Consider the following 20,865-nt stretch of genomic DNA (forward strand, 5'->3'; position numbering starts at 1 on the left):
CCTCTCAATTGACATGGATGAAGATTATGTTTGAAAAAGTACTCGCAGCACCAGCAGACCCTATTCTTGGCCTGACTGAAGAGTTTAAAAAAGACGCTCGTGCAGAAAAAATCAACCTTGGTGTTGGTATTTACAAAAACGAAGATGGCCAAACGCCAGTTCTAGCGACCGTTAAAAAAGCGGAAGCAGCTCTTCTAGAAAACGAGAAAACTAAATCTTACCTAACAATTGAAGGTACTGCGGAATACGGTCTAGCGGTACAGAAGCTGCTATTCGGCGCAGACGCTGAAATCGTTACTGCTCAACGTGCAAAAACAGCACAAGCTCCAGGTGGTACTGGTGCTCTACGTGTTGCTGGCGAATTCATTAAACGTCAACTTGGCGACGTAAAAATCTGGATCAGCAACCCAACGTGGGCAAACCACAATGGCGTATTCTCTGCTGCAGGTATTGAAACAGCTCAATACAGCTACTACAACGCTGAGACTAAAGACAAAGACTTCGCGGGCATGGTTGCTGACCTAGAGAAAGCATCTGAAGGCGATATCGTTCTACTACACGGCTGCTGTCACAACCCTACAGGTATCGACCCAACAGCGGAAGAGTGGGAAGTACTGGCTAAACTAGTTGCTGAGAAGAAGCTTCTTCCACTATTCGACTTTGCTTACCAAGGTTTTGCAAAAGGCGTTGAAGAAGATGCTGCTGGCCTGCGTACTTTCGCTAAGTACAACAAAGAGATCCTAGTCGCGAGCTCATTCTCTAAGAACTTTGGTCTATACAACGAGCGTGTAGGTGCATTCACGCTAGTAGCTGAATCAGCAGACGTTGCAAACACTGCATTCTCTCAAGTTAAGAGCATCATCCGTTCTATCTACTCTAACCCACCAGCGCACGGTAGTGCTGTTGTTACGCACATCCTAGGCGACACTGAGTTGCGTGCAGAATGGGAAGCAGAAGTAGCTGAAATGCGTGACCGTATCCAAGAGATGCGTGAACTATTCGTTGCAACTCTGAAAGAACAAGGCGTTGATGCAGACTTCACGTTCATCGAACGTCAAAACGGCATGTTCTCGTTCTCTGGTCTAACTAAAGAGCAAGTAACTCGCCTGAAAGAAGAGTTTGCAATCTACATTGTTGGCTCTGGCCGTATCAGTGTTGCAGGTATGACCAAGTCAAACATGCTACCTCTATGTAAAGGTATCGCTGCAGTACTATAAGCTTTAGCTCTTTTAAGTATCAAAAAAGCCAGCGTATATGCTGGCTTTTTATCATTTCGACACTTTTAGTTGCCTTACCGGCTATTTTAGAGACTTATCTAAACGGTTAGTACTCTAATCTAAACTCTAGACCAAGCTCGTTAGTTCGCTCTCCACCGTTATTTCCTTCGCCGTCTCGGTGCTGGTACGCTCCCTCAATAGAGAATTTAGACGTAACCTTGTAACGTAAACCTAAGTGGTAAACCTCTTCATCAAACAGATCGCTTCGATTGGCCTGAATACTACCGTTAGCAATCCATCGTTTCGCGAAACCATAATTCAACTCGACCTTACCACCATGGATAAATTCGGTATCCGATTCGAGCGTCTGGTTATTCGAATTGAGCTCAATTTCGCCCTTGGTTATCCCCAACAAATAGGATGCCACGATATCGAGATCTTTACGGATATTGAAACGGTAGCCCGCGCCGCCCATCAGAGTATCAATTCGAGTCGTACTCTCATCTGGATGAATAAAGCGCGCGGTGTAATCACCAATAAGCAACCACTCATCCGTCATTTCATAGCTAACACCCAATCCAAACACAGAAGCATTGTTATTGCCGCCTGCATCTGCATTTAGACTGCCTGAATAAACCGAAGCGGTGACATAATTATAATCAAGAATTGTTGGCTCATTATCTTGGGCCATAGCCCCTACTGAGAAAGCAGTACATACAGAGATTAAGCCCAGCTTCCATATCGACATTTAACTCTTCCTTAACACTGTCTTCTTTTTATCAAAGGTTAGTCTATCCATCAGACTTTAAAAAGGTTTTACCTCACAGAATGATTTGTCCCGGCAAATTATTATCAAATGATGTACCATGAATTCATATTAACTTACGGATGAACATTATGGATGCTGAGTTATTAGAGATTCAAAATTTCCTCGCACAATACCCTCCTTTCAGCGAATTACCGGAAGAGATGCTTACAAAAGTCACGAGCAGCGTGGAAATTTCCTATTATCGTCAGGACACACCGATAATTCACTTCGGCGACCAAATCCACGACTTATATGTGGTACGAAGTGGTGAGGTGGAAGTCTACCGACGTAAAGGAGAACTCTATAACCGTTTAGATCAAGGCGATCTGTTTGGTCAGATGGGCCTTCTGACCAATAACAAGGTACGTTTCCCAGTTAAAGCGATCGAAGATACCCTGCTTTACTGCATCCCAGAATCCATCTTTCAAGAGCTCTACGACAATTACGACTCGTTTGCCGACTTTGTTGAGGTTGAAGATAACGCGCGCTTACGCCAAGCCATCTCGAACAACAATGATGCCAACGATCTCACGACCTCAAAGGTAAAGACTCTGCTTACTAGCAGCGCACCAATGATAGAGCGTTCGCGAACTATCCAACAAGCGGCGACCATGATGGCAGAAGAGAATGTCTCTTCACTGCTGATTATTGATCCTGACATCGTAGAAGATGACGAAGACGATTCCACACCGGTTATCGGTATCATTACCGACCGAGATCTATGTACTCGTGTGCTCGCCGAAGGCTTAGACCCTTCTGATGAGGTTTCTAGTGTGATGACTGCCGAGGTTATCTCACTCGATCACAACGCCTACGTCTATGAAGCCATGCTCACCATGCTGCGCTATAACGTTCATCACCTACCCGTGCTCAAAGATAAAAAGCCAATAGGTATTATTGAAGCAACCGACATCGTTCGTTACGAATCACAAAACTCGCTGCTATTGGTGAGCAGTATCTTCCAGCAGCAGAGTATTGAAGACCTCAAAGTCCTGTCAGAACAGGTTAAAGACAGCTTTGTTCGCCTAGTTAACGAGGATGCGAACGCTCACATGGTGGGCAGTGCAATGTCGGTAATTGGCCGAAGCTTTAAGCAACGCATTATTGAACTCGCTGAGGAAACTCTGGGCAACGCGCCAATTCCATACTGTTTCCTTGCTTTGGGCTCTATGGGCCGCGATGAACAGTTGCTCGTTACAGACCAAGATAACGCGATTATTCTCGATGATACTTACGACGAAGCAAAACATGGTGCTTACTTTGAAGCATTCTCAAAGTTTATCTGCGACGGTTTAGATCAGTGTGGTTACAGCTACTGTACAGGCGACATTATGGCAACCAACCCGACTTGGCGCATGACGCGCACTGAATGGGAAGAATGCTTCGCAGATTGGATTGATAATCCGAATCCGAAAGCGCTACTTAACGCCTCTATCTTCTTCGACCTTGATGGTGTCTATGGCCGATTAAAGTGGGCAGAACAACTCAATAGTTTCATTGTACGACGTTCTCGCAAGAACAACCGATTCTTGGCGTGTTTGGCTCGTAATGCGCTCAACCGCACGCCACCACTTGGTTTCTTTAAAGATTTCGTGATGGAGAAGGATGGACGCCATAACAACTCCATCAACCTCAAACGACGCGGTACCGCGCCACTAGCCGACTTAATCCGTGTTCACTCACTCGCGGTCGCGTCACGCTCTAAGAACTCATTTGAGCGTCTCGACGACATTCTTGACGCAGGTATTTTGCCGAAAGGACGAGCTCAGGATCTTAAAGATGCGATGGAGTTTATCTCTATGGTACGTATCCGACATCAAGCTCTGGACGTTGATAATAATATTGAACCAGATAACAACATCGAACCAGAGAATCTATCGGACTTTGAGCGTCGTAACTTAAAAGATGCATTCCAGATTCTCAGTAACGCTCAGAACTTCCTCAAGTTCCGTTACCAAGCCAACAACAACTTTAAGTAGATACGATGACGAGAATATTTAAGTCACCCGCTGTAGATTGGCATTTCAAATTTGCCCAGAAGCTTGACCGTGTTAAGGATGAGCGTCTCAAAGAGTACTACAGCAAACCGCTACCAGCGGCTGACACTCCGATTTCTGAAGTTACCTTCTTGGCATTGGACTTTGAGACCACAGGACTTAACCCGTCTAAAGATGGCATTATCACCATTGGGTTAGTGCCATTTACACTCAACCGAGTCTATCTTAAACAAGCACGTCACTGGACGCTAAGGCCAAGACAAAAGCTGGAAGAAGAGTCGGTGGTTATCCATGGCATTACTCACAACGATATCCTTAACGCCCCGGATTTAAACGAAGTGCTAGATGAAGTGCTTAAAGCAATGGCAGGACATATCCCGGTTGTTCACTATCGACGCATAGAACGTAACTTCCTAGATAACGCGCTCCGCTCACGTCTGGGTGAAGGTATTGAGTTCCCTGTATTAGATACCTTGGAAATTGAATCTCAAGTGCAGCATAAGCTTGCTGGCGGTTTGTGGAACAAACTAAAAGGCAAGAAGCCGGGCTCGGTTAGATTAGGTCAAAGTCGTCGCCGTTATCACCTCCCCGACTACACGCCACACCATGCGTTGACAGATGCCATTGCGACAGCAGAGCTGCTACAAGCGCAGATTGCACACCACTATGATGCAAGTAGACCACTGAAAGAGTTCTGGTTGTAATCGGCTAGTCAGTTTTTGAACCGCCTATACCAAAGAGCTCCAGCTAAAGAGCCCCAAACTAAAAAGGAGCAACATTGCTCCTTTTTAGTACCGTACGTTCTAGAGTAATTAAGAGTCGCCCTGAGCTTCGTAAAAACGACGTTTCTCTGTATACATGTCTTGATCGGCATTACTGAACATGTCTCTCAATGCCGAACTGTCACTCTGAGAGAAGCCGATGGAAAACAGCACTGGAATAGGATGACCCTTTATTAAGATATGAGACTGCGCTTGGTCGGCGTATAACTGCTCTTTGAGTGTCTCGACCTCAGGGACAGCGCTCGGCGTCAAAGTCAACACCGCAAACTCATCGCCTCCCAATCGATACATATTGCTATGACCTTGCAGACGCTCCTGAACAACATCCACACAGGCTTTAATCAACCTATCACCTGCCTGGTGACCATAGACATCATTGGTCTGTTTTAAGCCATTGACGTCGATAACCAACAAAGACAGCACCCAACCTTTCTCAATGACCTTACGCTCGCAGTAACTTAAATCATCATCAAATGCCTTGCGATTAAAACACCCCGAAGCAAGGTCTACTCGCGTCATATTTTCCAGCTCAATCCAAGCTGCGAGCTGTTTCTGGTAAAGATCAAAGATGAGTTGATCTTCATCGTTCAACGTTAGGTGTTCACTACTGTGATTAAAGTAGCCGATGACCTGCCCCTTCGAATCCAACAGAGATTGCACTCGGTTAGTATTAGATACACCTGAAGTCGGTTTAGTAAACGAGAATTGAATACTCTTACCCGAGAGCAACGCCGCTAATTGGGTTTCTACCAAGTTCGGTATTAACCGATACTCGACACCTTGTCGCATCGAAGCAAACTCAACAATCCGCATAATATTACGCTTTTGATCAGCCTCTCTTTGCAGCGAGTGCGTCAAGCGATACGTTTTCTCCTCAACAGTTTGCTCAAGCTGAACATTGAAGTTTTCAAGTTGCGCGTTGTTTACTTTTATCTGTTGATACGCGGACTTGAGCTTATCATTGCGTATGGTGAGTTCATCTAGCTGGTACCCGATACGCCGCCACATCTTGTCGAGTAACACACTGAATGCGTAAAACTCTGTAAACCTATGCTGCTCGGGTTTAATAGTGGGCAACTTCTCTTTCGAGTAAGATTCAACCGACTCTAACAACAGATTCAATTGACGTGAGAACCAGTGATTGAGTACCAAAGCAAACACCACGGCGAGCAAAAACGTAGCAAATAGAATCCGAACAAAAACCACTTGCGCTTGCTGCATCTCTTGTTGCCGCGCTTCATCAGACACATTGTGCTTCACTGCAATGGAAAGCGGATCTAAGAACAATGGGTTGGCTATTTTTACTAGGTGTTCGTGCTCACTACCCGAATTCAAATCGACTGAATGGGAGTAATGAAATTCAACCGACTCTTTTTCAAAAAGAAACGGCGCAACCTTTGTCTCCAACCTGTCGTAGCCCATCAACACAACTAGATAGCCTTGCGGGGAATATTCCGACCCTTCCACCAATCGATAAGGCAGAATTGGCGCCACAATTGCGATGCCAGATTTAGATTCGTTCGCTAGCGACGGTTCTGCGAACTCGCGATGGAAAATCTTTCCTTGAATATAAGTGGATTTAGGGCGCTTTATCTCACTCAATAACTGGCTGTTTTCAAAATGGTACAGACTGCCTTTGCTGTCGTAGATTGGACGCCAATCTTTGTCCAAGATGTATGTTGCTGACACACTATCAGCAAGCTCATTGAAGCGAGCCATTTTTTCCCACACCACGCTCGAGAAGAACACATTGCTGCCTGCCTTTAATAGCGAGCGGTCTTGGGCGTACCATTCAGTAAGACGTAATGTCAGATCGAGCTCACTCTTCACCGTCTGGGTAATACCTTGGGTCGAGTTATTGAGCTTAATAGCCTTCTGCTCTAACAAGGTTTCAGACTGCTTGTTCAATATCAGCTGACCAGCAAAATAGACAGGTAGAATCGCACAGCAGAAAAGCACTAGGCCCATAGTGTATTTGAGAGAAAACTTCATTATTGATGCTCTCCGATTCGTTCAGCATAGCGCGCAACAAAGTCATCATAAAATGCAGGAATCTCATTTTTAGGCATGCCCAACTTGTAACGCTCTAGGGCACGTGCAGCCGCCTCCCAAACGATCGCCATATAGTAGTCACTCGACATCATTTGTGCTGCTTGAAACTGTTGATACATCTGAGCAAAACTGCCTTGATTTGATGTCATTCGCTTTTGATTCACATCCTTGAATGGCGACATCATCGCGTCACTTCGCGCTAAGTAGCTGAATCTATTTGACTGTAGAAAACTGACCATTTCACGCAATACCATCTGTTTATCAATATCTTGCATGCCTTTTTCCGTTATCGCGAACACCTTGGCGCCGCTGAATGACGCCATACCTTTACCTTGATAAGTTGGCAAAGCATTAATGGTAAGGTTAGGTTCCGATTCAATGAGTTCGCTGTAGGCCCAATCACCATCGATTAGGTAGTCTACTTGACCACTAAGAAAGCGTTGACGCGCGCAAACATTATCGCACTCGCGAGCAATAACACCCTGCTGTTCTAACTGTTGAATAAAACGAAATATCGCGACAACGCTCTCGCCATCTATGCTTCGTGATGACAATTGTTGGTTTGAAAAAAGCTGATGAAAAGCCAGATAGAAGTACATATTGGGGTTTGGAAAGGTTATGGCTTCACGTGATGACTCATGTGATAAATGAGTAAGCTTCTCCCATGACATCTGGGTGCTACTTTGATGACGAGAATAAAGAACCAGTTGGTTACCAATAGCCACTGGAAGTGCCTTAAGCTGACCATTGAATTCGACCACTTCAAGGGCTTTTTCCTCATAACGGCTCTCGTTAACCCAAGTGTCAGGAATGGTTGAAATATCAATATAATCTGACAAGCCGAGGAAATCGGAAGGCACCCAAATTGCGTCAGGGAAAGCGGTATCTCGAGGGTCTGCGACCACAAGCTCAGCACGAATTGAATTGATATCAAAACGGCGAACTTCGACCGTATGTTCAGTTAAGGTTTCAATATGCTGCTTTACCTTCTGAGCTGTTTCAAACTCAATGCCAGCCCATATTTCAATGGTCGCCGCATATGCTATCAAAGGGAAAAACGCTACGAGCCCCGTTAGTATTCTCAAACCTGCCTCATCACCAAATCAAACACTGTGAATACCGCAGATTTGCGGCGATACGTTATACAGTATTTGTCCATTAAAAAGAAGAAAATTCACTATGGCTCCTCCTCTTTCAAAGTTCGATCCAAGGAGAACACCCAAAGTCATTTACAATAACCCGTACGGTTATAATTGGCGAGCGAATTGTCATCAGGGCTTGAGCTAGCTCATCATATGTAGACCTTCAAAATAAAAATTTTATAAAAGATACAAAAAAGGGTGTCACAGTGTGACACCCTAACTAATAAGTATTGTGTATTTAACGACTACGCGTTCTCTTGCTCGAACTGTTTCATAAAGTTCACCAACACTTGTACACCTTCAAGCGTCATCGCATTGTAGATAGATGCGCGCATACCACCCACAGCTCGGTGACCTTTTAGAGACTTAAGACCCGCTTTGTCCGCTAGCTCTAGAAACTTGCCATCAAGCTCTGGTTTAGCCAATTGGAAAGGTACGTTCATGCGAGAACGGTTTGCTGGGTGAACTTCGTTACGATAGAAGTCTGATTCATCAATTGCGTTGTAAAGAAGCTGAGCTTTCTCTTGGTTCACTTGCTCAACTGCTTCAACACCACCTTCTGCTTTCAACCACTTAAATACTAGGCCAGACAAGTACCAAGCAAACGTAGGTGGAGTATTGAACATAGAATCTTTCTCTGCCAATACCTTGTAGTTCAAGATACTTGGTAGAACTGAGTTGGCCAGTTCTAGAAGGTCATCACGAACAATCACGATACAGATACCAGCAGGGCCAATGTTCTTCTGAGCACCCGCGTAAATCACACCGTATTTTGATACGTCAATTTTACGAGAAAGAATATTTGAAGACATGTCCGCAACAATTGGCTTGTCTGTTACAGGCAGTTCGTTGATTTCGATACCATCAATGGTTTCATTCGGGCAGAAATGAACGTAAGCCGCTTCTGGGTCAATCTTCCATTCACTTGCTGGAACTACCGCAGCTTTACCATCGACGGTTTTCTTAGCGTTGAACACGTCAATCTCTGCGTATTTGCTCGCCTCTTTTACTGCACTCTCAGCCCAGTAGCCAGCATCAACGTAAGTTGCTTTTGTTTTGTCACCCAGTAGGTTTAGTGGAACTGCTGCAAATTGAGCACGCGCACCGCCCTGACAAAAAAGAACTTTGTAGTTGTCTGGGATGTTCAGAAGATCACGTAAGTCTTGCTCCGACTCATCCGCGACTTGAATAAATTCTTTGCTGCGATGGCTGATTTCCATCACGGATGTGCCTAGGCCATTCCAGTCAATAAAATCCGCTTGCGCTTGCTTCATTACTGGTTTTGGTAATGCTGCTGGACCTGCACTGAAATTAAAAACGTTATCTAAAGTGTTTTCCATGGGGGGTGATGCTCCTGCTCGATAATAACTGTGGCTCGATGTAACTGTAAATCGATATATCTATGCAAGTAATACCACGTTTTACTCAACATAAAAAGCAACAAAAGAGGTCTACAGACCTCTTTTGTTGTGTATCGATTAAAAACCTTAGCTTTGGCTAGCTAATAGGCGTATTCACGATGCTTGTGCTTCAAATTACTGCATTAAAGCAGGCATTAACAGCGCAATTAATGGAATTTCTTGCCCATTTTCAAAGACTAAATTTCCATTTTCTAGTGCAGCGTGAATTTCGTAGCCAGTTTCCGTTTGCTCAATCATCTCCATAACGATCAATTCGTCGATGCCTTCCTGAATAAATGGGTACTCTTGTACCAGTTCATTAGAAAAGCTTGAGCTAATGTCACCCTTTAGAGCTGGGATGATAAGGCTTGGATCGCTGCTAATGTTTTCGGTGCCTTCTGGAACACTGACTAGCCACTTAGAGTGAAACTCACCGTTACCCAAATCCAACGAGATGTTCTTCATCGAAAGGTCAAAACCTTTTGCGAACAGGGTATCAATGTAAGGAATGATCTGCTCAATATCTTCCTGCGTGAGCACAGGGTTTGACTGATAAATCTCAAACACTTTCTCGAAAGATTGGCTATCTAGCTTATCAATCTCAAAATCAACATTAAGGTTGTTCACCTCACCGTCGCTGGTTTGAATCGATGCAATGTTCAGTTTCAGATTACTGCGCAGGCGTTTCGTTGCCTCATCAAGGTGTGATTCAAAATCGTATTGAGAGTTTTGAATAGACACATACGGCTGCATTTGCGCATCCGTTACAGCAAACGAATCAATGGTGAAGTTCTGAGTACCTAACCAGTAGCCCTTTGCTTGTTTACCCTCTCCCACACCTTTCAGGTTAGATAAGGTCATCTCTTCGCCAGATGGGAAATCAATCTGAATAGAAGGAATATCAAGCTTGTAATCAATCTGTCCCAGTACAGTTGCATGGCCAGATATAGTCGACTTAGTAATAGAAACTGAGGTTTCATTCTCAGCAGTACCTTGGTGGTTCAACTGGCTCAGTTCTAAATTAAAGCTGGTGTTACCATTCAACTCAGTGCTCGTGGTTAGAGTCAGAGGTAGATCCGGTTGGTCTTCCAGAGTCGATAGCGCATCAAGACCAATCAGGCCATGGCTGACGTCACTGTTAACAACATATTCAGTTGGCAAGCCATCGATGGCTAGCTGCTCTTTTAAGCTCTCATCGATAATCGTGATTCGTGTTTTTACATTTGATGAGAAGTAGCCGCGGTCGTAATCAACAATTTCAGCCTGAATGCTAGAACTGTTCAATGTTGCGATACCATCTGTAATCGCATTCTGCCCAATCTGGCCAACGGCAAGTGGCCAACAGAGTGCTAATGAAATGGCGCCACCAATGGCACCGATTTTTCTAAGCTGTTCCATGTGTTCTCTTTAATTACGATCGTTTGTAATACTCAGTCTAACCTAACAATAGCAATCAGGAAACATTGAGTTAAATCAGTCTATTGCTGAATACTTCAATCAGCTCAACAAATTACCAACTAGCTCTCATCCTTTACTGACGCATATTGGTACTCTATGGCTAGGGAAGTTATAGAGGGAAAAACGTGAATCAATACGCTGTTATTTGTTTAGATAATAATCCAATTAGCATTGAGCGAATTAGGATTGAGCTCGCGCCACTTTCTGCGACGTTCGATATCTACACGGCCGAAGATCTCGACGAAGCCCATCAAGCCTTAAAAGACATTCACGACAACCACCAAACCGTCGCTTTGGTGATTACCCATCATCACTCTCAGTTTGATGGAGTTCAGTTCCTTATCGAGCTTGAACAACTGCCTCATACTAATACGGCGCGTACGATTTTGGTTAGCGCATCGTCAGATATCCAAATTATCTTAACTGCTGTCAATGAAGGACGCTTGAATCACTGTTTGACCAAACCTGTTCCAGACCAAGTGCTGTTCAAGTCTGCCCAAAAAGAGCTCACGTCTTTTATCATCAAATATGCGGCAGACGACCTACTCACTTATAGCCAGGTACTGGACCAGCAGCGAATCTTGCGTGCTCACATCGAACAGAAAATACGTTCATTCCAGTCCGGCTTTATTCACGACTTCCATCAGCTCTCCGATGCAGCTTTGGCAGAGAAAGTCGTTAACGCGCTGCAAGATTTCTTCTCTCAAGATGATAAGACCAAAGCAATTCGCGCCTACTCTTCTGACCACCTTTTAACTAAGGAAGGTGAAGACAACCGTTTCTTGTGGTTTATCACTGAAGGTGAAGTCGCTCTATATAAAAAAGATGAGCTAGGCCAGCAACGTGAAGTGGTAAGACACACCAAAGGGAACATTGTTGGCGGTATGTCATTTGTGACTGGCGAGCCCTCTTTTTCTACTGCGATTACGCTAACACCAACGCACGTTATCAAGCTAGACCGAGATGTATTCTCGCAAGTGATGCATTCGAACAGCACCCTATTACCACTGTTCACCAATCTACTGCTTCGCCACTTCAACCGCCGCCTGCAACGCAGTATTACCACTAAGCTTCGCTTACAAGAGACGCTAGAGTCACTTGAGTCTGCCCACCAGCAACTAATTGAGAAAGAGAAGATGGCGATGCTTGGCCAGCTAGTTGCAGGTGTTGCTCATGAGTTGAATAACCCTATAGCCGCGATTCTACGTAGTATCGAAACACTTGCTGATAACCTTGACTCGATTCTATTGAATTCAACCCTACCGAATTCATCATTGGCCACTCAAGTGCTCGACACAGCCAAGCAATCTAAACCACTTTCGACCGCCCAAGAGAGAGACTTAGTCAAAGCCCTCTCTTCAACAATTAGTGATCGCGCAATTGCGAAGAAAGCGGTGAAATTGAATCTAACCGACCAACCGCAGGTAATTGAGACACTACAACAGTCTCCAACAGCAGCCAAAGAATTGCTCAACGATTTAGAGCATTACCACTTAGTTGGAAACTCTATTCGCTCGATCCATGTTTGCAGCAAACGAATTGCGGATATGGTCAAAAGCCTTAAAGGTTACGCAAGGCAAGACGACGAGGCCAAACTGCATGCTGACCTTCATGAAGGACTTGAAGATACGCTGGTGATTTTTGAAAACAGGCTGAAGGTTCATAACGTAGATAAACACTACGACAGCAGCCTACCTCGACTGCTTTGCCAACCATTGGCGTTGCAGCAAGTTTGGACAAATCTTTTATCTAATGCCTTGGATGCCCTACCCGAGCGCGGCACGATTGAGATTACAACGTCTCAAAAATACCGTGACCAACAAGCTTACTGGGTTGTCGAAATAAAGGACAACGGACATGGTATCGACAGCGCCAATCTTGAAACCATTTTTAGCCCCAATTTCACGACCAAGAAGGAAGGAAACTTCGGTCTAGGAATTGGACTTTCTATTTCCCAACAAATTGTGACTGCGCACAGCGGATTCATTACTGTTGACTCAGAGCCGGGCAACTATACCTCGATGCAGGTATGGTTACCTCTCGATTCACAAGGAGCCTCAAATGAATAAGTACCTAATACTATGTGTTGATGACGAGCCAGAAGTGCTCAATAGTGTTCTTCAAGACCTTGCACCATTTGAAGACGATTTTGTGGTTGAAGGCGCTGAGTCAGTCGACGAGGCAAAAGAAGTGATCAAAGAGATGCAACAAGACGGCGTAAAATTGGCGCTGATACTCTGCGACCACATCATGCCAGACAAAACTGGCATCGATTTTCTGATTGAGTTGAACCAGCAGCCTTCAACTCAACCCACTCGTAAACTCCTTTTGACTGGGCAAGCGGGTTTAGAAGACACGGTAACGGCAATCAATAACGCAGCGCTCGACTTCTACATCTCGAAACCTTGGCGTGGTAACGAACTCAGAGCCACCATTACCCAACAACTGACCGACTATGTGATTCAAGAAGACGACAATTTGTTGCAATGGACAGCGATCCTCGATACCGAAAGAATTCTTACAACTATGGCGAATAAACGCACCAGTTTTGGCGAGTAGACTGCAAATCTAGCAATCAAAGTTGCACAATGGCACTCAATTTGCTTACTTTTTAGCTAAATGACAAATGAATGACATTTAAAAGGATTACTTTTCTACAAGTTAGACTAGAATGTCTCGATATTTATTGTTTGTGCCACTGGGTGCAGACACAGGGAATTAACATTAATAAAGGTTTACTGTCGTTATGCGTAAAATTCTACTGACTACCGCTATGCTTCTGGCATCTAGCCAAGCATTTGCAGCCGATGACCAACCACAAGTAATGAGCAACTTTAGCTACGATTACTTTGAAGCTCGTATCGGCGCAAGCCCAGTTACTTTCGGTGGCGCGTTCAGTAAGTCAATCCACCCAAATGCTCACGCTGTAGCACGTATCGACTCTGAGTTTGAAGGCGATTTCGATTCTGGCGTTGGTCTTGGTTTCCACTCTCCAATCAACAACTGGGCAGATCTTACTGGTGAAATGCTAATGCGTATCGTACAGCCAGAAGACTCTAGCTCTACTGATCTGGGTATGGAGCTGAACCTAGGTGTTCGTCAATGGTTAGGTCCACAACTTGAGGTTGGTGGTAAAGCGGGTTACGTATCTATCGATGACAACGATGATTGGATCGGTTCTGTTTACGCTCGTTTCCACTCTACAGAGCTATTCTCTCTAGGTGCAGAAGCTCGTATCAACGACTTCTACGGTGATCAAATCATGTTCACTACTCGCTTCAAGTTCTAATAGACTTTAAGCTGCCCCCACAAGGGTAGCTAAGTAAGCGATTGAATAGATAAACAAAAACCGAGGATTATGTCCTCGGTTTTTATTTGTATTGAATAATCTTAAGCATATAGGTGGATTCTAGTGGCAGCTCTTCAATAGCTGTTGTTTGCGAGGTTCTTGAAGCAGTTTCCAGTGAATACCATCAATTGCACCAGCAAATTTCCAAAGTAGCTTTAGGTCTACATCGTTGCCGTAAGTTTTACGAACCTTACTGAAAACTTCAGATGCGCCTAACTGCATGAACATAGAGACGTCTTCAACGCCCGCCTTTTTAACCATACGCTCTAACGTGAGTTGCATGTTAGGTAGGTCGCGCAAACGGCGGCTAGCAGTCGATTTCTTGAAACTACGTTGTTGAACTGAATTATCGATAGAAGTTCGAATAATGCTATCCAGCTCAGGGTGCTCACACGTAAACAGATCGGTAATATCGTAGTAATTTACAGTGGCTGTTGTCTGCTTTTTGACGTGGCGATATTTTTCACAGTCTAGATCCGTCAATTTTTCATCTAACGACTCGCCACCGCGAATAAATAAACAACCTTCGCTAATCAATGCAAACATCGCATCGCTCTGAAAGAGGCCCGTACCTCCAAACATTGAACGTTTTTGGTGCTCACCAAACTTACTTACGTAATTAATAAATGCTGTCTCGGTCATATCCATTGATCCTTAATCAAATTACCCCGATTAGTACGATCACCAGATAAGCAGCTTTTTGTATGCGAAAATAAAATGTTCTAAATATAGGTGAATATTATGAGTTGCTTTCCACCTTTGAAATAAATCATACTTCGAAAAGAAAATTAAGTCTGGACTTAGCTCACAGCAATTAATTGACTATCGCAAAATTTCATGACTTGCATCACATTACGCCATTATTTGGCGCTTTCATTTTGACGCCTAGTGTTATCCCGGTTCAAATTTAGTTGTTTTTAGCCAAAGCTGATTTTTGCTTTTGTACTATTGCACGGCAGCATTGCGGCTTGTAAACTGGAACCGTCTTACAATTTACTCTCTCTATATGAATCATTTATCCTTCTATTGGCTTCCTGAGAACAAAGCACTTCTACTCAAAGGACTTGAAACTGAGTTCGCACAACTGGTTAGTAGCTCTATTGCCTCTGGTAAAATCAACTTACCTCCCATCCCAGATGTGGTTTTGAAAATTCAGAAACTTTGTACCCTCGAATCAACAGGAATCGCCGATGTAGCAAAATGTTTGCTAGAGGATCCAGGATTAACAGCCATCGTGATTCGTGTTGCCAATTCCGTAGTGTTCAACCGCCGCAACATCACCTGTGTCGATATCATGACTGCCGTTTCTCGTCTCGGGATTCTGCGCGTTCGCGACATTGTGACCGCTCAAGCGATAGAACAACTCAAACACAGCGTCAATCTAAGCCAAGATTGTAATCAGTTGCTAAGACAAAGTGCGTCGATTTCAAAAGAGCTTGGCGCAACTATGGTGTTGGTTACAAACCAGTTTAAAGAGTACGAGCCACAAGAATACAGCTACCTAGAACAAGAAAAAGCCTTATTGGTCGGCTTACTTGCTGATATCGGTCTGTTCTGTTTGGTTAGCGAGTACCACAACTACTTGGAGAGAGGGAATTACCTCGACCAAGACATCGCCTTACAAATCTTCCAGACCCAATGTTCTGCTACCAGTCAATTGGTCTTGAAACAATGGGGTTTTGATAGTGATTTTATTGATGTCTCCTCGAATAAGTCCTCTATAAACAGTGAGAAAGACGTTTCTTACCTCGATATTGCACGAATTGCTAATCATCTCTTGATGTTTAGAAACAATGATGAAAACATCGACTCTCACGAAGTCGAACTTAACGTCACTGGAGCTGAAGTTCTCTATCAACTCAGCAACTTAAATGACAATGAGTTCCACGGACAGCTTAACGACGTTATCAATGCGAGCGGTTTATAAGGCGATAGACCGCTAAATCAGCATCGAGGGAATCATGTTTACAGGGATGATCTTCATTTTTGCCCCGCTTGTGGTGGGGTACCTATTTTCTATTTCTAATGAAAAGACACTGGATACGATTAATCGTGCTACGTCTTCTCTGATATACGTCATTCTTGGTTTAATGGGGTTAAGCCTCGCCGCACTCGACAACCTAGGTAGCAACCTACAAACGATTTTGCTCTACACTGCAACATTCTTTGTCTGCCTAAGCGCATGCAATCTACTGGCGTTGCCTTTAATTGATAAGGCCCTTCCACTTCAAACAGACAGTAGTCAGAAGAAACTACCACTCTCTTCTATGGCGCTCGAATCTGCCAAATTGATTTTAGTGGTTGGTACTGGTCTTATTGCTGGTCTTCTGCTGCCAATCGGCTTGAGCTGGGTGGATACAGCCAGCGAGTGGATTCTGTTCGCACTGCTGTTCTTCATTGGTATTCAACTTCGAAACAGTGGCCTAACACTACGCCAAATTCTCTTGAACAAACATGGTATGGTGATTGCCGCCACTATTATCGTTACCTCCATGCTAGGCGGTGTGATTGCCGCCTACCTGCTAGATATCCCACTGTTTCGTGCTTTAGCAATGTCATCTGGCTTTGGTTGGTATTCGCTTGCCGGGATTTTAATGGGTGACGCCTTTGGTCCGGTTTATGGCGGCGCCTCTTTTATGCTGGAGTTACTACGTGAATTGATCGCTCTGGTCGTGATTCCGATGTTGATACGAAGCTACCCTTGTACTTCTATTGGATATGCGGGCGCGACAGCGATGGACTTCACCCTTCCCGTGATACAGACAACAGGCGGTGTACGTTGTGTACCTATTGCGATTGTCAGTGGCTTCATTTTGAGTCTGTTAGTTCCGGTATTGATGCTATTCTTTGTATCTCTTGCTAACTAGATCGCAGGAATGGCACCTATTTTCCATTAGAATGCGTCGGTGTCTCTGTACTCGATACACTGAAATTGCCCAAGATACTGAAACAGTTACCGAAATAAAAAGACATTAAGTGTCGTTGCTCAACAAATACTAACCACGGTAATCTGTGAAGACATAGTTCTACATAAAAATTAGTTCTAAAAAGAATAAACCCAAAAAGGAACCACTATGAAACGCCTTTGTGTCGCACTACTGCTAGCATCAACTTCTACTTTCTCTTTTGCAGCAGAGAGCTTAACTGGAAACCAACAATGTCTTGCTGAAAAATACGATGCGTACATCGACGCATCTCTAAACTGGTACTCAGATCTTGCTGATCTAACTTCAGCTCAATACCCAGAGCTTAAAGAAGTGAGTCAGTGGTTCCTTGAAGGCCGTAAGCACCACTTTGAATTAAACCGTGCTGCAGTTCGCTACTACCTAGTTAACGATTCAAGCAAAGTCGCTACGGAGCGTTCTGTTGAAGGTTGGCTGAAGCTAGAACAACATGACATCAAAGCACTATCACAGCGTGATGATGAGCTAGGCAAAATTGCAAAGACAACCTTCGATGATCGTCAGTCTAAGCCACACGCTCAAAACTACGAGCTACGTTCTGCATTTGCAGAGCTGTTGAGCCACCCGAAACAGATCGATACTGCCCTTCAGCGTTACAACCAATCTATCGCTAAAGTAGAAAATACTCAGTGTAAATAGCGACATAAACGTGACTTCTTCTAGAAAGTTACGTTTATGGGAAGTGGGATTTCATAATTAAGACGGGACTTTGTGCCCGTTTTCGTTTAGATTGTCCCGCTCGCGTCAATATTAGAAAAATAACTCGCTTGCTATGGTTACGGAACAAAAAACAGCAGATGTAAGCTTTGACAGCCTACTGCGTATCTTCACGGTACCAGAAGGTCCAGACTCAACACTTACACAAATCGAAGACAAACTGTCACAAAACCTGAATCAATTTCTACGAGAGCACATCGTGGCTGAAGAGAAGCCGCTCCGTGAGATTGAGAAGGACTTTTCTAATGCTCATATCCCAGAGCAGCCAGAGTTTGTTTCTGAACATACCGAGCACCTACTCGATTCACTTGTTTCTCACTCAGTTCACACATCAGCGCCAAGCTTTATTGGTCATATGACGTCGGCTCTGCCGTACTTCTTGATGCCGCTGTCAAAGATCATGATTGCGCTCAATCAGAACTTAGTGAAAATCGAAACTTCAAAAGCATTCACACCACTTGAGCGTCAAGTGTTGGGGATGCTGCACCGCCTTATCTACCAGCAAGACGACACCTTCTACTCTCGCTGGATGCACAGTGCTAACCATTCATTGGGTGCTTTCTGCTCAGGCGGGACGATTGCTAATATCACCGCACTTTGGGTTGCACGTAACAATGCACTTAAGGCACAAGGCGAGTTTAAGGGCGTTGAGAAAGAGGGCCTGTTCAAGGCTATGAAGCACTACGGCTATGAAGGCCTAGCGATTTTGGTTTCTGAACGTGGTCACTACTCTCTGAAAAAAGCCGCAGATGTACTGGGTATCGGTCAAGAAGGTCTTGTGTCGGTTAAAACTAATAACGACAACAAGATTTGTACCGAAGATCTGAAGCGTAAGATCACTGAGCTAAAAAGTAAAAACATCAAGCCGTTTGCAGTAATCGGTGTTGCGGGTACAACAGAAACTGGCAACATTGACCCACTGAAGAGAATGGCTGAAATTTGTGCCGAAGAAGCGTGTCACTTCCACGTAGATGCTGCTTGGGGTGGTGCAACGCTCATGTCGAACAACCATCGTCATCTGTTAGATGGTATTGAATTGGCAGACTCAGTGACGATTGATGCGCATAAACAGCTCTACATCCCTATGGGTGCGGGTATGGTGCTATTCAAGCAGCCTGACGCTATGACGGCCATTGAACACCACGCGCAGTACATTCTACGTAAAGGTTCAAAAGACCTAGGAAGCCATACTTTAGAAGGCTCTCGCTCTGGTATGGCGATGCTTGTGTACGCAGCCATGCACATCATTAGTCGTCCAGGTTACGAGCTACTGATCGACCAAAGCATTAATAAGGCACGCTATTTTGCCGACCTTATTAAACAACAAAGTGACTTCGAGCTCGTTTCTGAGCCTGAATTGTGCCTTCTGACTTACCGTTATGTGCCTGAAAGCGTTAAACTAGCTCTCGAAAAAGCTGATGATGCTGACCGTACAGAACTTAACGAACTGCTCAACGAACTGACGAAGTTCATTCAGAAGAAACAGCGTGAAACGGGTAAGTCTTTTGTGTCTCGTACACGTCTTAACCCTGAAGCCTGGTCACACCAACACATCATCGTGTTCCGTGTAGTTCTTGCCAACCCGCTAACGGGTAATGAGATCCTAACCTCAGTGTTAGAGGAACAGCGCGAAATCGCTAAGCTAGCTCCGAACCTAATGGGTAAGATCACAACACTAGTCAGTAAGATTCACTCATAGTTATTCAAATTTAGTTGCATCAGATTGAAAATTTATTTCTTTTTGATGTAACTAACACGTCATTTCCACGCCTATTTGCACTTTTTTTACTCAAATCATCTTCCAGTTTTGTAGTTTTCTAAAATTTTGTTGAGGTTTGTCATATTCTGAAGCATTCATCCCGTGTTTTTGTATTAGTAAATAGTGTGTTAGGTTTATACTTATCCTATGGTGCTAGTTAAATGTATATCTATTTGAAACGGCAGTACTAAAGAGCATTATCGTTGTAGCTTGTTTTTGCTTGATAACTCTTCACTGCTATTTGTTTCAGCCACTCCCCTGGTCAGCGGATATTAACTAGCAAGTTGTTCTCTATACCCTCGTGAACACTATGAATACATTAGAAAAAATACAAAAAAACCTGGAAAATTTCAGCAAGTCTGAGCGTAAAGTCGCCGAAGTCATTATGGCTTCCCCTCAAACTGCTATTCATTCTAGTATCGCTACATTGGCAAAAATGGCCGATGTGAGTGAGCCTACTGTTAACCGCTTCTGTCGTCGTTTAGATACGAAAGGCTTTCCTGACTTCAAATTGCACCTAGCTCAGAGCTTGGCAAACGGAACTCCTTATGTGAACCGTAACGTTGAAGAAGATGATGGCCCAGATGCTTACACGCATAAGATTTTCGAATCAACAATGGCGTGTTTAGATGTGGCTAAAAATAGCCTAGATTCAATGCAAGTAAACCGCGCGGTTGACCTGCTAACGCAAGCTAAGCGCATCTCTTTCTTTGGTTTGGGTGCGTCTTCGTCTGTTGCAAGAGATGCTCAAAACAAGTTCATCCGTTTCAATATCCCAATCACCTGTTTTGAAGACATCGTGATGCAACGTATGAGCTGCATTAACTGTAGCGACAACGACGTTATCGTTCTGATTTCACACACTGGCCGTACTAAGAGCCAAGTTGAAATTGCGAACCTAGCTCGTGAAAATGGCGCAACAGTTATCGCCATCACGGCTAAAGACTCTCCACTGGATAAGGCAAGCTCACTGTCTATTTCATTGGACGTGCCTGAGGACACTGACGTTTACATGCCAATGGCAAGTCGTGTGGTTCAGATGACAGTTATCGATGTCCTGGCGACAGGCTTCACGCTGCGTCGTGGCACTGGTTTCCGCGAAAACCTAAAACGTGTTAAAGAGTCACTGCGTGATTCACGCTACGAAAAATACTCTCAGTTCTAAACTGAATGTAGACATATTAAAAACGGAGCCTCATGGCTCCGTTTTTGTTTTACCAA

At 44.2% G+C, this 20,865-nt stretch carries 17 protein-coding genes; 11 read left to right on the forward strand and 6 right to left on the reverse strand.

Features of this window, described 5'->3' with window-relative positions:
- The first annotated feature begins 26 nt into the window (after window positions 1-26).
- Window positions 27-1,217 carry an amino acid aminotransferase gene (locus FIV04_RS08775; protein WP_152468909.1) on the forward strand — a complete coding sequence of 397 codons (1,191 nt, stop codon included), beginning with the start codon at window positions 27-29 and terminating at the stop codon, window positions 1,215-1,217.
- A gap of 106 nt (window positions 1,218-1,323) precedes the next feature.
- Here FIV04_RS08775 and FIV04_RS08780 read toward each other — a convergent pair whose 3' ends face one another.
- Entirely contained in the window at window positions 1,324-1,908 is a 585-nt protein-coding gene (locus FIV04_RS08780) for an outer membrane beta-barrel protein (protein WP_253895407.1), read from the reverse strand.
- 206 nt (window positions 1,909-2,114) lie between these two features.
- Here FIV04_RS08780 and FIV04_RS08785 point away from each other — a divergent pair, with 206 nt between their 5' ends.
- Together FIV04_RS08785 and FIV04_RS08790 are read left to right on the forward strand one after the other, a co-directional pair.
- On the forward strand, window positions 2,115-4,004 hold the full coding sequence (locus FIV04_RS08785; protein ID WP_150868830.1) for a DUF294 nucleotidyltransferase-like domain-containing protein: 1,890 nt from the start codon (window positions 2,115-2,117) through the stop codon (window positions 4,002-4,004).
- Window positions 4,005-4,009: 5 nt separating this feature from the next.
- Window positions 4,010-4,726: a 3'-5' exonuclease gene (locus tag FIV04_RS08790; protein WP_150868831.1), complete on the forward strand. Its 717-nt coding sequence runs from the start codon at window positions 4,010-4,012 to the stop codon at window positions 4,724-4,726.
- A 108-nt stretch (window positions 4,727-4,834) separates the two neighbouring features.
- Here FIV04_RS08790 and FIV04_RS08795 read toward each other — a convergent pair whose 3' ends face one another.
- The 4 genes from FIV04_RS08795 to FIV04_RS08810 all read right to left on the reverse strand — a co-directional run bounded on the left by FIV04_RS08795 (window position 4,835) and on the right by FIV04_RS08810 (window position 10,796).
- Window positions 4,835-6,772: a GGDEF domain-containing protein gene (locus FIV04_RS08795; RefSeq protein ID WP_152469553.1), complete on the reverse strand. Its 1,938-nt coding sequence runs from the start codon at window positions 6,770-6,772 to the stop codon at window positions 4,835-4,837.
- 23 nt (window positions 6,773-6,795) lie between these two features.
- The gene (locus FIV04_RS08800) at window positions 6,796-7,941 is read right to left on the reverse strand and encodes an extracellular solute-binding protein (RefSeq protein ID WP_152468910.1); all 1,146 of its coding nucleotides are present in this window, start codon (window positions 7,939-7,941) and stop codon (window positions 6,796-6,798) included.
- A 302-nt stretch (window positions 7,942-8,243) separates the two neighbouring features.
- Window positions 8,244-9,338 (reverse strand): 3-phosphoserine/phosphohydroxythreonine transaminase, encoded by a 1,095-nt coding sequence (serC, locus tag FIV04_RS08805; RefSeq protein WP_152468911.1) that lies wholly within the window; start codon window positions 9,336-9,338, stop codon window positions 8,244-8,246.
- A 195-nt stretch (window positions 9,339-9,533) separates the two neighbouring features.
- A complete protein-coding gene (locus FIV04_RS08810) occupies window positions 9,534-10,796 on the reverse strand; it encodes a DUF945 family protein (RefSeq protein ID WP_152468912.1) in 1,263 nt (420 codons plus the stop codon).
- Between the two features lie 185 nt (window positions 10,797-10,981).
- On the opposite strand from FIV04_RS08810, the gene FIV04_RS08815 reads away from it, so the two are divergent.
- The 3 genes from FIV04_RS08815 (at window position 10,982) to FIV04_RS08825 (ending at window position 14,145) form a co-directional block, all read left to right on the forward strand.
- Window positions 10,982-12,925: an ATP-binding protein gene (locus FIV04_RS08815; RefSeq protein ID WP_152468913.1), complete on the forward strand. Its 1,944-nt coding sequence runs from the start codon at window positions 10,982-10,984 to the stop codon at window positions 12,923-12,925.
- Window positions 12,918-13,415, forward strand: a complete 498-nt coding sequence (locus FIV04_RS08820; protein WP_032548719.1) for a response regulator — start codon at window positions 12,918-12,920, stop codon at window positions 13,413-13,415. Before FIV04_RS08815 ends, FIV04_RS08820 begins: the two co-directional genes overlap by 8 nt.
- A 187-nt stretch (window positions 13,416-13,602) precedes the next feature.
- The gene (locus tag FIV04_RS08825; RefSeq protein ID WP_032548717.1) at window positions 13,603-14,145 is read left to right on the forward strand and encodes a hypothetical protein; all 543 of its coding nucleotides are present in this window, start codon (window positions 13,603-13,605) and stop codon (window positions 14,143-14,145) included.
- 120 nt (window positions 14,146-14,265) lie between these two features.
- On the opposite strand, the gene FIV04_RS08830 is transcribed toward FIV04_RS08825, so the two are convergent.
- Window positions 14,266-14,847: a TfoX/Sxy family DNA transformation protein gene (locus tag FIV04_RS08830; RefSeq protein ID WP_150868835.1), complete on the reverse strand. Its 582-nt coding sequence runs from the start codon at window positions 14,845-14,847 to the stop codon at window positions 14,266-14,268.
- Between the two features lie 364 nt (window positions 14,848-15,211).
- Between FIV04_RS08830 and FIV04_RS08835 the strand changes: the two genes are divergently transcribed.
- From FIV04_RS08835 to FIV04_RS08855, 5 genes are all read left to right on the forward strand, one after another.
- Complete coding sequence (locus FIV04_RS08835; protein ID WP_150868836.1) at window positions 15,212-16,132, forward strand: HDOD domain-containing protein; 921 nt, start codon at window positions 15,212-15,214, stop codon at window positions 16,130-16,132.
- Between the two features lie 34 nt (window positions 16,133-16,166).
- On the forward strand, window positions 16,167-17,072 hold the full coding sequence (locus FIV04_RS08840) for a lysine exporter LysO family protein (RefSeq protein ID WP_152468914.1): 906 nt from the start codon (window positions 16,167-16,169) through the stop codon (window positions 17,070-17,072).
- A 207-nt stretch (window positions 17,073-17,279) separates the two neighbouring features.
- The gene (locus tag FIV04_RS08845) at window positions 17,280-17,807 is read left to right on the forward strand and encodes a hypothetical protein (protein WP_032548712.1); all 528 of its coding nucleotides are present in this window, start codon (window positions 17,280-17,282) and stop codon (window positions 17,805-17,807) included.
- A gap of 133 nt (window positions 17,808-17,940) precedes the next feature.
- Window positions 17,941-19,584 (forward strand): pyridoxal-dependent aspartate 1-decarboxylase PanP, encoded by a 1,644-nt coding sequence (gene panP, locus FIV04_RS08850; RefSeq protein ID WP_152468915.1) that lies wholly within the window; start codon window positions 17,941-17,943, stop codon window positions 19,582-19,584.
- Between the two features lie 370 nt (window positions 19,585-19,954).
- Entirely contained in the window at window positions 19,955-20,809 is an 855-nt protein-coding gene (locus FIV04_RS08855) for a MurR/RpiR family transcriptional regulator (RefSeq protein WP_032548710.1), read from the forward strand.
- The last annotated feature ends 56 nt before the right edge of the window (window positions 20,810-20,865 follow it).

The organism is Vibrio sp. THAF190c, from assembly GCF_009363355.1.
Classification (GTDB): Bacteria; Pseudomonadota; Gammaproteobacteria; order Enterobacterales; family Vibrionaceae; genus Vibrio; species Vibrio fortis_A.